Raw genomic sequence first — 13,950 nt, 5'->3', positions numbered from 1 at the left:
ACAAAAGTCTCTGGACTTCAGTTTGCCTTGACTTTAGCTTAGGGATCGTTGCGCAACCTGACAAGAACTTTCTTTGACAGATTGGCGTCTATGACGCGCGCGTCAAATTGACGAGTCTGAAGATAATCAACAACTTGTGAGACTCGAGCACTTTTAATTCCGACCTGTTCTTCGCCGATCTTGACCTGTATTCCGGTCTTCATCATCGTCATCGAAAAACCATCTTTTTGATCGTATCTGATTTCCGAAATTGTTTTTCGGCTGAAGGTTCCTTCGTTCGGAATTTCCTTAAGAACTTGCACAGCTTTTTGGCGAAGCTCTTTTTTCTGCAAGAAATTTTCGCCTTCAAGCAGGGTTACATCTGGAGCTTGTTTGGAATCCACCGTATCCAAAAAGCTGCCGTCAGAAATGATCGGCATGTATTTGCCGTTTTTTCCCAGGTAAACGAGCTTGATGTCATGAGGTTTGATTTTCACCGTCAAACCACTCGGCCAGCTGCGACTGATGCTGTGATGCTCAATCCAGTTTTGCGAGTTGAGCAAACCCACAACTTCTGAAAGTTTCACGGACCACAGCGATTGCCCTTTGAACTCGAGCATCTGCTTTTCAAGTTTATCGGCCATTGGAGAATAAAAATTCGACTGAGATTCTGGCGAATCGACAAGAACGATTTGCACTTCGTTGATATTGAAAAAACCTTTTTGATTGAGCCAATACATCGAACCCGCAATCACCGACGGGAGAACAAAAAATGCTACGAACAATTTCAGGATGAGCTTTTTCAATTTGAGAACCTCACAAGTGCCTCCAGTATAACAAAAACGCTTACGAGTTGTGGACGGCATTTACACCGTCTGGACTTTGGATGAGTGAAATGTCTCAGAAAAACTGATTGACCTTTTGAGAGGTTCCTCTACCAAAAAGTGTACCGTTACATTTCCTTACCAAATTTTCGAAAAATTTCCCCACGATTTAAATCATTTATTAAAAGCAGGTTTTGGTTTTCCCTGCTTATTTAAAAGTAAAAGTCGGACAATTTAAGAATGCGTATTTCAACCTCTGTATGGCTTCGTGTCTTCGCTTTTTCAATCCTATTCCTATTTTCATTTCATGGCAGTAGCAGCACCATCCCCTTCGGATTTTGGCGCAAGCATGGAGCGGAGTTTCGAAGTGCCGGCGCCGCTATCTCTCAAGCCAGCGGCGCAAGTATCGTCCTCGCAAAACCCAGTGGCGTCATTACCAACGATGTTCTTTACGCATGTATATGGACCAATGATTATGACACGACAAATTCAACAGTAACTCCTTCAGGCTGGACACTTCTTGGTTCAATTCAATCAAGTGGAAATCAATACATCACCTCCGTTTACCGCAGAATTGTCGACGGCTCTGAGGCTGCTAGCTTCACATTTAACTTCACGGAATCTGCGAATTACTCGATGGGTGTGATTGTCGCTTACTCATCGCCAGACACAAATACCCCCGAAGATACCACCCCCGTTTTCAGCGCAGGCACTGTAAGCACGAGCTCTGTATCGATGACGGGCCTGACAACAGTCTCAACAGCGACCCGAGTCGTTCACTGCACAACCGAAACCTCGCGCGCAAGCACACTCACAGCCCCCACAGGCTTCACTCAAAGAGCTGCCAACGTCGACACGACGAATGCTCAGTCGATCTACATCTTCGATCGTCTTTATCTGAACCCTCAAGCCACGGGCAATCTCACAACGACTGGCTGAAGCACCTCAGGCAATCGCTATCTCGGCGCTGTCATCGCGATCAAAGAACGCTAGTTGACTCGCACTGATTTCTCACTGACCAATCCCTAGACAGCCCGGTGAATTTTACACGTTCCCGGGCTTTACGTGGAATTAGGTGTCAGCTTGCTCCCGAACTCTTTGGCCTCCTTCTTGTATAGAGGAGCCCGAGGAGAAAACCTATGAAAACGCTTGTGTTTACGAGTCTACTTTTCGCCCCCATCCTGAGCTTCGCTGCGGTTCCTGCCGGCCTTTGGCAAGTGCGCGGAATCAATAGCCAGCACGGTTCTTACACCGGCCAAATCGAATTTCGTCCTTATGATGGCGGTACCCTCGTCACTCGCGTGATCACTTACGACGAATACAAATTCCAAAACCTCAAAGTTCAGGAAGTGTGGCAAGGTGACACCGATGCCCAAGGCAACCCGAAGTTTTCTCTGAAAAACAGCGACTTCATGGTGAGCGCCGAAGGCTTCACCCGCGATCCGAAGCTCTACAATACGACAACGGACTTCTCTGTGAGCTACGAAGCGAAGGGTGACGAGTACCAAGCTCAGTTCAGCACACCGGCAGGTGGTTCTTTCTACGAAAAAATCAGCAACCCACAAGCTGTGGGCGCGCAAGCTCCCTATCAGAATGAACGCCAACTTCTCGATGCTAAAGGTGATAAAGGCGTTCCCGCCGTGGTTCGCCTCGGAATGAAGATCGCAAAAACGCGCATCAAGTTTGATGAGCATCCTACGATTAAGAAATATGCAGACCGTCCTGAATTTAAGAATGAAAATCCCATCGTGGTTTTTGATCCAACGGATTTTAACTTCTATCGCAGAAATCACGACATCATTCGCGTTGCGAATAAGCCAGTGGATACCATCAGCTTGTCTGAATCGCTGATGCGCAGAAATGCCTATGCTTCGACTCTGGATCAAAAAGCCGACGGCTTTGGCGTCGATATGCAAAAATATCGTCTGAACGAATACGGCATCGTGAGCTACGCGTCCTTTGACGGCAATGGCAACATGACCGGTCAGCACAACGACTACGATGCGTGTCTTTGGACAGGCATGTATGTAGCGACCGAAGCTATGCGCTACCAAGTAACAAAAGATCAAAAAGCAATCGAGAACATGAAGCGCTCACTCCGTGGGATCTTCATCTTGCTCAATATCACGGGCGATAAAAAACAATTCGCACGCTCGATCATGCCTTACAAAGGCAATGAAAATCTGGGCGAGCGCTGGCATCGTGGCACCGGTGACTACTCGGATATCACTTGGCTGGATGGCGGTAACAACGACATGGTTCGCGGGATTACGCACGCGTTGCTGTGGGCCCACATCGTGATTCCTGAGAACGATCCATTCCGCGCTGACATGGTTCAAGCAACCAAGCGCCTTTTAGAGCTCAATATTCTTGAAGAGAAAGAAGGCAATAAACCGGCAGCTTATGGAATCGCGGCATTAATTTTAAAGGATCCAGTTTATAAAACAAAATTCCACAAGATGTATCGCGATAAAGACATCGCTTTCGGCGGTTACCTTTTCAACACCACTTTCTATTGGAACGGAATTGGCGACTGGAGCGGAGTGAATCTCAACATCTTGAATTTCATTAATGAAATTACTCTGGCTGATATGCTCGGCGAAAATAAAATCCGCGACCGTCTGCGCGAGCGCTTGATGGATGCATGGGTGACTTACTCGCCGACTCGTCATGCCTATTATACGTTTGCGGCTTACAAATACGCTTTTTCAAAAGGCACTCGCGGTGATCAGTTTCGTAAACGATTCACAGACACGTACTTCATGAGCGCCGTGGATTTCTCGTCGTGGACATTGCGTGAGTTCCCATATCCGCGCCCGCAAATGGATCTTACTTACGATCACACTATCAGCAATGAATGGTGCGTGAGCCCCCTTCCGGCTATGTTCTGGAAAGCTGCCAACAAAAAAATTGGCGCAACCGAATGGTTCTTCGAAAGCTTGTACTCTTACCCTGCGTTTGAAAGTGCAGGTATCAGCGACAACTTCATGTGGAAAGGCCTGTACTTCGGTTACCAAGGCAGCTCTTCACGCGGTAGCACCAACAACGCTGTCGACTACTTGTATGTTTACTGGTTGGCGCGTTCTGCAGGTTTAAAACTGAACTAAAAACTCAGGGCGTGTATGTAACAACGATCACGCCCGCTCCTCCAGTGGCGCCTCCGGCACAATCACCGGAACCGCCCGCTCCGCCGCCATAACCGCCACCATTGCCACCAAGACGACTATCGCCACCTCCTCCGCCGCCGCCACCAGCTCCGGCACCGTCTACTGAAGACAAGTCCGATCCTGAACCACCATTGCCACCACTTTTACTATCAGCACCACCACCACCGCCGGCACCATCAGTTCCAGCCGTGCCGTTGCCAGTTCCACCAGCGCCTCCACCGGCGCCGGCAAAATTATTTCCTCCGGCACCGCCAGCGCTGGCAGTTCCATTGCTTCCCGCGGAGCCACCACCACTGCCGCCTCCGCCGCCCGCTCCACCGCTTCCCGCAGAGCCGCCATTTTTGCCTGCTCCATTCGGCCCGGCAGCACCGCCACCGCCGGCACCTTCCCAACTCGTGCCACTGCCGCCATTGCCACCGGCGTAAGTCACATCACCAAGACTCGTCGGCGAAGCCGCTCCTCCTGCGGCGCCACTGGAGCTCGTAGCCCCACTGCCGCCTTTAGCAAGAATCGTTGCGCTGCTAACAAACCAAGTATCTCCTCCGGCAGTGCCGGTGGCGGCTCCGGCCGCGCCCACCTGAATGTTAATCGAAGCACCTGGAGTGAGTGTGTAGTTATTCTTAAGAGCGTACGCTCCCCCACCACCGCCACCACGGCCATTATTGCAACCGCCGCTGCTCTTTGATCCGCCTCCGCCGCCAATGAGCTCTATTTTATTATTCGAGTTGTTCCAGTCTGAAGGCACAGTCCACGAAGGGCCTGAGGTAATCACGATCACAATAGGTGGACTGGGTGGTTTTTTCCAAAATGTAAACGGAAGTGTTTGCGAATATGCTCGAGAGCAGCAAACAAGTATTAAAAGTGCCAATAAGCGTCGGTGATATTTTATTTTTTCTCTACACATCAACGTAAATTATGCGCGAGAAAAAAACGAAAGCTATGAATGCGAAAACAAGAGCGTTCTTGTCCTCGAAGGAAACGTTCTTATTCCCTACAAAAACGAAAAATCCAAGCCTTGGGGGTAAGGTCTTTGATACTTCTACAACCCGTAGTAATCAAACACGCGATGGGCGTAAAAAAACTCAGCCTCAAGATCCAAGGGATCTTCTGGCATGTACAGCGTATTCTCCTCTGAGCCCTTGTGCATTTTCTGGAGCTTCTTCGCAGCGTCTTTCCAGTAGCGCTTTTGCCATTCGGGGTTTGTGACCCGCGTGAAGAGCTCACTGAGCTGGAGGCCTCGAGGGACCGCCTGTTTGTTCATAGTTTTTTGCCCCGGCAAAAGATAATCCACGGCCTTTAAGATATCGTCGTTGTGCACCACTTCGAGTGCTAAATAAGTCGTGCACAATAACGCCAGCAAGTACTGGCGATACACGGACTTCGATTTGCGATGCCAAGCATGTTCGCCGCCAGGCCGATAAATGACCTTCATGCTTTCTAAGACCGGAGAAAGTTTGCGGCCGAGTTCATCACCCAATGCTAAGTCCAAAACCACGACCAGGCTTTCCGCAAAATTCAAATAGCGGGAAAGATCACGCTCTTCCGTGGGTGCCGGTGGCAATAAACGCCACAGCACACGGTGGTTTTGTTCATGGTAGAGCGAGATCTCATTAAAGCGAATCAACGCTTTGACCTCGGCCTCAGGATCAGCGACTTCCTGAAAGTGATCTTTAAACCACATCACTTCCGACAGCGACGGTGTGTACTCGATCTCGTCTTTAAATAAATCCTGCGCACTGAGCGAGCGCATGGTCGAACACACCCGCGGCGAATAAATTCCGCCCACAGATAAGTACAGCTTGCGGCTTTCACGGTATAGACGGCTTGCATGTAATAGCTGCGCATCGAAAGGATACTCCGGCAAAACCATTTTCTGATATTTTTTTGAAGTCGGCAGCGCCGCAATTGTTTCGACATCTTTTAAAAAATAACGAACTTCAGATTGAGGGCGCGCGAGCATCTTTTTAGCCATGAAAGCATCTTAAGTGGTTTTATCTGGAGGGTCCACGACAAAGCGGCGCCCTACCGTCAACAGGTCTGCTTAAATCTGATCATAGATTGAATCGAAAATATTTGGATTTTATACTTGATATGATCTTTGTAACGGAACTCTCAAGGTTCACACACTATTCGGGACTTCTCAATTCTAAAAGAGTTTTTAGAAAAGCATCAGTGCATGTTTTAAGTGTCAAAGAAAATTTTGATACTTCCACTGCGGCTGGCGAGCTTGTCAGGTACATGATGGCAAATATTGCGGAGTTTGAAAGGGAACAAACGGCTAAACGCATTTCCCATTCATTCTTGGCACGTGCAAAACGAGGGCTCTATAATGGCGGCTCTTTTCCGATGGGTTATAAAATCGACCAAAATAAGCTAGGAAGTGGCAGAGCCTTATCGCTTGGTGAGATTTTTAGCATAATTTTATCTAGGCAAACCACGAAGCTCGTAGGACGCAGAGCTGAGTATCTCTGCATAGTATTCGTCGGTAGTTGCCTCAACCTGATGTCGAATGTCAGCTTCTTTAGAAGTGAGTTTAATGACTTTTGTTACAAGACCAGATGCCTGAACTTTATCAAGGTCGATCATAAAATTTCCCTTTTGCGCGCTAAACCAGGCCGTTTTATTAAACACCGAATATTGATCAAGATCCGCTTGGACTTTCGCGACTTCACTATAATACCCATGGACCGCATCAAAAGATGTCGGGAACATAATCGAGTTGTTTTGAGCTCGATATTCAGGACTTGATTCACAGAGAAGTGTTATCTTGGTGTTGGATTGGTCAATGTCTTTCGCTGCATTGATGGGCTCTACGACGTAGGCAAAATAGATGGCAGGCGATTTTCCTACGATAATTTTTTGAAAGACTCGAACTTGCCGAACTTTCCATTCTCCACCTGAATACGCGAGTATTTCTTCAGCGGGGACCTCGTTTCCGTAGGTGCGATCGCCGACGATCTTGCGAAGGCACTCTTCCTCTTTTGAAGAGCGTTCTGCTGATACTTGAGGTTTTACTGAATGACTAGCGCACCCTACCAGTAGAATTCCAAAAACTAAGCTCAATAATGTCCGTTGCATGTCGGCCTCCAAAAGCAGCACAGATATTAACGAGTTGCCACGCAAAAACAATTCAATATAAACGTTTTGAAGTAAGTTCGTGGTCGTTCTATATGAGACCGGCGATTGCATGTCGAGTATTTGCTGGTTCCAGTGAGGGGCGCCGGGAGCGCGGCTTCAGGGTAGCGACACCGGAAATCTGCTGCGCCATTGGCTTGGCACACTTTGTGGTCAAAATACGAGACTCTTAAAAAGAAGTGAGTAATATCATAACTCATGCTAAAAAACGCCTGTCCCAAGGAGTTGAATATTTACCTCGTCTTCGATACACTGCTCAATCAAAAAAGCCCTGACTTCCAAGCCAGGGCTTTTTGCTTTTAGTTGATAAATTCAGTGGCGCATCGCTTCGCCGCAATCAAGAAGCGCTGCAACCAGAAACAGGACCTGGCACCTAATTCCATTCGCCGAGTCGGACGACTTCTGTTTGCAACTCCACGCTCTTAAGACTCTTCACCGTGCTACGAACGTGTTCAATGATGTGCCACATATCCATGGCTTTGGCTTCTCCTAAGTTCACGATGAAGTTTGCGTGCTTTAACGAAACCTGTGCGCCACCGACGGTGTAACCCTTAAGCCCACAGCCATCGATGAGTTGCGCGGCCTTGTGCCCGGTGGGATTTCTGAACACTGAACCACAGCTTGGCATATCGAGCGGTTGCTTCGACAGACGAGTCTTGTTGGCGCTCTTCACCTGATCCAAGATCGTTGCATCCGGCTGCATCGGCCAGCTGAGTCCTACGCGAGTGATCACGCCCGGCTGCCAGCCTTTCGAGTGACGGTATTCCCAGTGAATTTGATCTTTGGTGAATCTCTGAGTTATAAACTGCCCGTCTTTCAAACGCAGCACTTCAACCCAGTCGGTGATTTCAACGAATTCGCGAGGCACAAAGCCCTCGGCCACACCCGCGTTCATCACGACACCGCCACCGACATCTCCAGGGAGACCTGCGAGGAACAGCGCCGGTGCGAGTTTGTTTTTCAGGAAAACCTTAAGGAGTTCCGACTTTGCAGTCCCTGCCATCGCGGTGATCTCAAGGCGGCCGTTCACTTCTTTGCTCTCAACGCCCGAGAAGCGGCGTAAGCACATCACAAGACCGCGAATGCCTTTATCAGAGATCAGAACATTCGTCCCACCACCAAACAAGGTGACTGGCTGGTTGTTGTTATGAGCCCACAGCAAAGCTTCGCGCACGTCTGCTTCAGTCTCAGGCAAACAGAAGTATTCTGCCGGCCCGCCAACCATCCAAGATGTGTATTCTGCTAAGGAGACGTTCTTCTTAATTTCCATTAGATTTTATTCAAAACCTCAAGACCGAGTTTCCAACCGTCGCCCGCCCCCAAAGTGATGAACACATCGCCTGGTTGCAACCGGCCAAGGATCTTGTCTGAAGATTGAGTATCACGCACAAAGTATTCGGCTTGCTTGTGTTTCATCTCTTCAACAAGTTTCTCAGAATTAATTCCTGGAATCGGAGTTTCTCCTGCTGGATAAATATCCGTCACCAAGACCTGATCGGCTTGCGAGAAGCACGTCGTGAAATCATGCCAGCAGTGCTGAGTACGAGAATAACGATGCGGCTGAAAGTAAACCACCAAGCGCTTATCCGGATACTTCTCGCGGAAGGCTTGCAGAACTGCGCGCACTTCCGTTGGATGATGTCCGTAATCGTCGTAAATACGAATGCCTTTTTTCTCGCCCTTAAAGTGGAAGCGGCGATCAACACCTTCAAAGCGCTGAAGACCTTTTGCACAGGTCGCGAAATCAACACCAGCCGTGATCCCCGCAAGGATTGCGGCGGTCGCGTTCAAAGCATTGTGACGGCCCGGAACTTTCAAACCGAAGTCGCCCATCTTTGTTTTTTCGCCGGTTTTATAATCGCGGCGGAAAAGACTGTATTTGCCTTGCTCACCTTGAAGAATGAAGTCGTTCTTGTCTTCAAAACCATAAAACAACGCACGCTTTGGGAAATTTTCAAATAGCGCATGCACTTTCGGATCGTCGCCGCAAATGATCGTGGCGCCATAGAAAGGAACACGCAAAGCAAAGTCGTAGAAAGACTTCTGCAAGTTTTCGAAAGTTTTAAAATGATCTAAGTGATCCGAGTCGATATTTGTGATGATCGCGATCTCGGGGCTGAGCTTATGGAAACTGCCATCGCTTTCATCAGCCTCAGCGACCATCCACTCACCATCGCCAAGCAAGGCTGTGGATTTGATCAACTCAAAGCGGCCGCCCACAAAAATTGTCGGCTTTAAGTTTGCTTCCATGAACACAGCGGAAGTCATACTTGTTGTTGTGGTTTTACCGTGAGTTCCCGCAACGGCGATGCCGCGTTTAATACGCATGATTTCAGCCAAAGCTTCTGCACGCGGAATCAAAGGGATTTGCTTTGCACGGGCATCGGCGATTTCAGGATTCGAGTTCTGAACAGCGCTGGAATACACCACCACATCCGCATCGCCCACATTGGCAGCTGCATGGCCTTTGTAAACCTTAATGCCCATTTCTTTCAAACGTTCGGTGTTGGCATTTTCTGACAAGTCACTGCCTGAAACGATCGCACCCATATTGTGAAGCAACTCCGCAAGACCGCACATGCCGATCCCGCCGACCCCGACAAAATGGAATTTTGTTTTTTCTAAACGCATTGGATTTTCCTATTCTAAAAAAACCGGCTCAATTCGCAAATTAACTCGCAAGTTAAGCCAAGAGAAGTTCGGCCATTTTCTCTGCGGCCTGAGGCTTGTAGAACTTCGTTAGGTTTTTTCTCATTTCTTCACGAGCTTGTGTATTGTTTTTCAAAAATTCGATCTGCTGTATCAGAGTGTCAGGAGTTAAATCCTTCTGCAGAATCATGGCGGAGGCTTTTTGCTCAAAGAGAGTCTCGGCGTTTTTACGCTGATGATCATCGGCAGCCCATGGCAATGGAATGAAAATGGCAGGCTTTCCGCACGCCGCCACTTCCGCCACAGTGCTCGCGCCGGCGCGGCAAATAATGATATCCGCCCACTCGTAGTTCTTCTCCATTTGATAGAGATATTCGTGAGTTTCGACTTGAGAGTGTCCCTTGTAAGCTTCAGAGACATTGGCGTAATCCGCGGGACCCGTCTGATGAATAATTTTGGTATTGGAAAGCCACGATCCCCCCTTTAATACGGCTTCTTGCACTGCCATATTAATACTACGGGCTCCTTGGCTGCCGCCAAACACGAGGATGTGAAATTCCTGTCCGTCTTTCCCTACATTGTTCGAAGAATCTTTTTTAGCCAGAGCTTCGACCTCTTTACGAATCGGAAGCCCCACCTGTGAGATCGCGTTACTTTTTAGAAACCTTGCGGCCTCTTCAAAGACCACAAAGCTTTTACCCACAACTCGGGACAACCAACGATTGGTCATTCCTGGGAACGCATTCGGTTCCCAAATCGCCGTGCGGAATCCCAGCAGGCTTGCGACCAAAACGAAAGGCCCTGAAGCATAACCACCCACCCCGAGAACGGCCTGCGGTTTTAGCTCCATTAATAGAGCAATCGACTGCACGAATGCACGTGGCATTCCGAGGATCGTCATGATTTTACTTTTAAAGCCACCGGCGTGATTCAACTTACCGATGCTGATGTGATGCAGAGGGAAGCCTTCTCGCGGTACGATTTTATTTTCAAGGCCGGCCGGTGTTCCAACGAAATGAATTTCAAAATCAGGGTGTTGAGCTTTGATGGCGCGGGCAATAGCAATTCCAGGATAGATATGACCACCGGTTCCGCCACCAGCGATCACGACATTTTTGCGACTCATTATTTTTTTACCTTTGATTGATCCCATCGGGCTCTTCCAAACTTTTTAGAAAGGTCCCCCGATTCCAGCGAATTTTCAACATTTAAAATCAGGCCAAATGTAAAACACAAAACGACGAGAGAACTTCCGCCGTAACTTAAGAACGGTAACGTCAAACCCTTCGTCGGCAAAAGTCCCATGACAACGCCTGCATTGATAAACACAGACAGAGCGAAAGACAGAGTCAAACCGAGCACCATGGATTTTTTGAACGGCTCTTCCGCGCGAACAGCGATTTGAATTCCGCGCATCACTACGAAACCGTAAAGACTGAGAATGATCAAGAATCCTACGAAACCCATTTCTTCACCGAACACTGCCAATGTGAAATCCGTGTGCGCTTCTGGCAAGAAGAAGAGCTTTCCTTGGCCTTGCCCGATCCCTGCTCCCGTCAAACCGCCGGAGTGAAAGCTCAACATACTTTGAATCACCTGGAAGCCGCGTGATGCCGGGTCTGACCAAGGATCCAAGAAGGCAAGAACACGCGCACGACGATAAGGAACCGCCATCACCAGGAAGTAAACCGCAGGCAGAATCACCGTAGCCGCCGCCGCGATATAGCGCCAGCGAAGACCGAATGCAAACAGCAAACCCACGCCCACCATCAGAATGATCGCGAAGCTTCCGAAGTCAGGTTGCTTCAAAAGCAAACCCATTGGCACGAGGACCAAGGCGACAAGCACCGGCCATTTTAATTTTGCCAGGAAGTTTTGCTGACGACAGATAAGACTTGCAAACAAAAGACTGAAAGAAATTTTCAAAAGCTCTGCCGGCTCGAAACGAATTCCGAGTGGTAATTGAATCCAACGAATCGCCCCACCGACGCGAACACCCACGCCCGGGATAAAAGTTGAAAGCACAAGACCTGCGGCCCCAACCCACATGAGCCAGCCGTATTTTTCGATGTACTTAAATGGAATGTGAATCGCGCCGATCAACGCGGCAAAAGCGATGAGGGCAAACACCAATTGTTTTTTGAAGAAGAAGAGCCCATCGCCGTAGGATTCGATCGCGAAGATGAAACTAGAACTATAGACTTGAACAAGACCGATACCGATCAAGGCGATCACTGACAGAAAGAGACTACTGGAAAGATAGCGAAGCATGCGAAACTCCTCTGCTTTATTGTAAGCAAGGAGTTCGCAGGCCGTCTTCCAGTCAAAATAAAACTAGACTATTTGTCTTCGACGATATCTTCGGACTGAGGTCCAGCTACTTTTCCCGCTGGAGCCGTCACTGCCGCCGCAGCAGCATCTTTCGTAGATGACTGAGCCGGAGCCGCCTTACGAGCTACTTTTTGCTCGGCGCCTGCCATGGCACAGCAATACATGATTCCGTTTTGGTCTGCTGTGTTTTTATAAGGAGTCAAAGTGAAGGGGCGAGATGAATCACAGCGTTTTGCCATCTGCAGATTGAGTTCAACGTCGATATCAGAATGTTTATCGCCGTTAATCCACTCGCAGTAGAGGCCCGCAGAATTTGCGAGCTTCTCGCGTTGCTCTTGACGGGCTTTGTACGCGCTGGAAGCGCATCCCGTCAGAGCCAATAGACCTAACATGCCGAATACAGAAATTAATTTAATCACAGCTTCTACTCCCCCGCCCCGTAGGCGGCGCATGCAAAGCGGTGATTTTTAATTAATGGAACTTACGAACGATTTCCTTGAAGTAATCACCGCGCTCTTCAAAGCTATCAAACATATCAAAGCTCGAGCAGCTTGGAGAGAGCAAGACGATGTCACCAATTCTGGACTTCTGATAAGCGATCAAGACCGCTTCTTCGAAAGTGCCAATCAAGAAAGTTTCGCTATAATCCCCAAGATCGCGGTTGATGCGCTCTTTGGCTTCACCGACCAGGATCAAGGTCTTAACTTTGCGCTTCACGATGTTACGAAGCGGTTCGTAATTGAGGTTGGTGTCTTTACCACCCGCAATCAGAATCACGTTTTCATCGAAAGTATCCAACGCACGAAGAACGGCGTGAACGTTCGTCGCTTTCGAGTCGTTGTAGAACTGAACGCCACCCACTTTGCGCACGTACTCGATACGATGAGCAAGATTGGCAAAACCGTTGATCACAGTTTGGATCGCATCGTGCTTAGCACCATGTTCACGAGCTGCAAGGATCGCCGCCATCAAATTCTCGATGTTGTGCTTACCTTTCATCTTCATGCCCTTGATCGTGTAGTACTCGATGTCTGGACCGGTACGAACACGGATTTCATCACCGATATTCACGGCGCCACCGATGTTCATGATTTGCGGCTCCAAAGCCGGTTTGCGAGAGAAGTAGAAAATTCTTCCGCGCTGAACCTGAGGATCACGCGCCAACTCGACAACCGCGTTGTCGTCAGCATTCAAAATACTCGTAGTAGCTTGGTTCGTGTTTTTGAAGATACGGCGTTTTGCGTTCACGTACTCTTCCATGGAACGATAACGATCCAAGTGGTTTTCAGCCAAGTTCGTGAAAACAACATTCATTGGATTGAAGTTCTCGCTGTGCTCAAGCATGAAGCTTGATACTTCGGCGATCACAACCTGAGCTTTGTCATCCAGGCGAAGGTAATCAACGAGAGGCTTTTCACTCGCACCCCCAACCCATGATTTGATGTCTGATTTATTCAAGAAAGCTTCGATCAAACGCGCTACCGTCGTTTTACCGTTAGTCCCCGTGATACCGATGATAGGCTCTTTAATAAAGCCCGCGCTGAATTCGAACTCACCAGTGATTTTGATACCCTGGCTACGAGCATAGTCGAAGATCTTCAAGTTTGAAGGCACGCCTGGGCTCAAGATCACGAGATCCTGTTGCAAGAATGTCTTCGGGCTGTGGCCGCCCAAATCAAACTTGATTGGCAACCCTTCGCACTGCTCGAGTTGTGCTGACAACTCTGGTTTTGATTTGTGATCCGTCACAGTCACTTGAGCTTCGTATTTGCACAAAAAGTGCGCGAGGCTCACACCGGTTTTTCCTAAACCGACGACAAGAATTCTCTTATCTTTTAATTCACTAACTTCTCTGAACATGACTG

Annotated in this window: 12 protein-coding genes; 3 read left to right on the top strand and 9 right to left on the bottom strand. The window is 48.6% G+C overall.

The annotated features are described in order from the left end of the window. Nucleotides 1–38: 38 nt before the first annotated feature. Nucleotides 39–785: a cell division protein FtsQ/DivIB gene (locus JSU04_07445; protein ID MBS1970126.1), complete on the bottom strand. Its 747-nt coding sequence runs from the start codon at nucleotides 783–785 to the stop codon at nucleotides 39–41. A 258-nt stretch (nucleotides 786–1,043) separates the two neighbouring features. On the opposite strand from JSU04_07445, the gene JSU04_07440 reads away from it, so the two are divergent. Together JSU04_07440 and JSU04_07435 are read left to right on the top strand one after the other, a co-directional pair. Continuing rightward, entirely contained in the window at nucleotides 1,044–1,742 is a 699-nt protein-coding gene (locus JSU04_07440) for a hypothetical protein (GenBank protein MBS1970125.1), read from the top strand. 200 nt (nucleotides 1,743–1,942) lie between these two features. After that, a complete protein-coding gene (locus JSU04_07435; protein MBS1970124.1) occupies nucleotides 1,943–3,910 on the top strand; it encodes a hypothetical protein in 1,968 nt (655 codons plus the stop codon). Nucleotides 3,911–3,914: 4 nt separating this feature from the next. Here the strand turns inward: JSU04_07435 and JSU04_07430 are convergent, their stop codons facing one another. Together JSU04_07430 and JSU04_07425 are read right to left on the bottom strand one after the other, a co-directional pair. Continuing rightward, entirely contained in the window at nucleotides 3,915–4,742 is an 828-nt protein-coding gene (locus tag JSU04_07430; protein MBS1970123.1) for a hypothetical protein, read from the bottom strand. Nucleotides 4,743–5,009: 267 nt separating this feature from the next. Next, a complete protein-coding gene (locus tag JSU04_07425; GenBank protein MBS1970122.1) occupies nucleotides 5,010–5,942 on the bottom strand; it encodes a hypothetical protein in 933 nt (310 codons plus the stop codon). 119 nt (nucleotides 5,943–6,061) lie between these two features. On the opposite strand from JSU04_07425, the gene JSU04_07420 reads away from it, so the two are divergent. Continuing rightward, the gene (locus JSU04_07420; protein MBS1970121.1) at nucleotides 6,062–6,718 is read left to right on the top strand and encodes a recombinase family protein; all 657 of its coding nucleotides are present in this window, start codon (nucleotides 6,062–6,064) and stop codon (nucleotides 6,716–6,718) included. 760 nt (nucleotides 6,719–7,478) lie between these two features. On the opposite strand, the gene murB is transcribed toward JSU04_07420, so the two are convergent. From murB to murD, 6 genes are all read right to left on the bottom strand, one after another. Next, nucleotides 7,479–8,375 (bottom strand): UDP-N-acetylmuramate dehydrogenase, encoded by an 897-nt coding sequence (gene murB / locus JSU04_07415; protein MBS1970120.1) that lies wholly within the window; start codon nucleotides 8,373–8,375, stop codon nucleotides 7,479–7,481. Continuing rightward, nucleotides 8,375–9,736: a UDP-N-acetylmuramate--L-alanine ligase gene (locus JSU04_07410; protein ID MBS1970119.1), complete on the bottom strand. Its 1,362-nt coding sequence runs from the start codon at nucleotides 9,734–9,736 to the stop codon at nucleotides 8,375–8,377. Before JSU04_07410 ends, murB begins: the two co-directional genes overlap by 1 nt. A 52-nt stretch (nucleotides 9,737–9,788) precedes the next feature. Further along, the gene (gene murG, locus JSU04_07405) at nucleotides 9,789–10,883 is read right to left on the bottom strand and encodes an undecaprenyldiphospho-muramoylpentapeptide beta-N-acetylglucosaminyltransferase (GenBank protein ID MBS1970118.1); all 1,095 of its coding nucleotides are present in this window, start codon (nucleotides 10,881–10,883) and stop codon (nucleotides 9,789–9,791) included. Beyond that, nucleotides 10,880–12,025 (bottom strand): putative lipid II flippase FtsW, encoded by a 1,146-nt coding sequence (gene ftsW / locus JSU04_07400; protein ID MBS1970117.1) that lies wholly within the window; start codon nucleotides 12,023–12,025, stop codon nucleotides 10,880–10,882. Before ftsW ends, murG begins: the two co-directional genes overlap by 4 nt. Before the next feature lie 68 nt (nucleotides 12,026–12,093). Continuing rightward, complete coding sequence (locus JSU04_07395) at nucleotides 12,094–12,504, bottom strand: hypothetical protein (protein ID MBS1970116.1); 411 nt, start codon at nucleotides 12,502–12,504, stop codon at nucleotides 12,094–12,096. A gap of 52 nt (nucleotides 12,505–12,556) precedes the next feature. Then, on the bottom strand, nucleotides 12,557–13,945 hold the full coding sequence (gene murD, locus JSU04_07390; protein ID MBS1970115.1) for a UDP-N-acetylmuramoyl-L-alanine--D-glutamate ligase: 1,389 nt from the start codon (nucleotides 13,943–13,945) through the stop codon (nucleotides 12,557–12,559). Between the last annotated feature and the right edge of the window lie 5 nt (nucleotides 13,946–13,950).

The organism is Bdellovibrionales bacterium (genome assembly GCA_018266295.1).
GTDB lineage: Bacteria > Bdellovibrionota > Bdellovibrionia > Bdellovibrionales > Bdellovibrionaceae > JACMRP01.
This window is presented reverse-complemented; position numbering and strand designations above follow the sequence as displayed.

Bases quoted from the DNA above. Each gene is read 5' to 3' on its own strand.
- JSU04_07440 (MBS1970125.1), top strand. From the start codon at position 1,044: ATGCGTATTTCAACCTCTGTATGGCTTCGTGTCTTCGCTTTTTCAATC.
- JSU04_07435 (MBS1970124.1), top strand. From the start codon at position 1,943: ATGAAAACGCTTGTGTTTACGAGTCTACTTTTCGCCCCCATCCTGAGC.
- JSU04_07425 (MBS1970122.1), bottom strand. From the start codon at position 5,942: ATGGCTAAAAAGATGCTCGCGCGCCCTCAATCTGAAGTTCGTTATTTT.
- JSU04_07420 (MBS1970121.1), top strand. From the start codon at position 6,062: ATGATCTTTGTAACGGAACTCTCAAGGTTCACACACTATTCGGGACTT.
- murB (MBS1970120.1), bottom strand. From the start codon at position 8,375: ATGGAAATTAAGAAGAACGTCTCCTTAGCAGAATACACATCTTGGATG.
- JSU04_07410 (MBS1970119.1), bottom strand. From the start codon at position 9,736: ATGCGTTTAGAAAAAACAAAATTCCATTTTGTCGGGGTCGGCGGGATC.
- ftsW (MBS1970117.1), bottom strand. From the start codon at position 12,025: ATGCTTCGCTATCTTTCCAGTAGTCTCTTTCTGTCAGTGATCGCCTTG.
- murD (MBS1970115.1), bottom strand. From the start codon at position 13,945: ATGTTCAGAGAAGTTAGTGAATTAAAAGATAAGAGAATTCTTGTCGTC.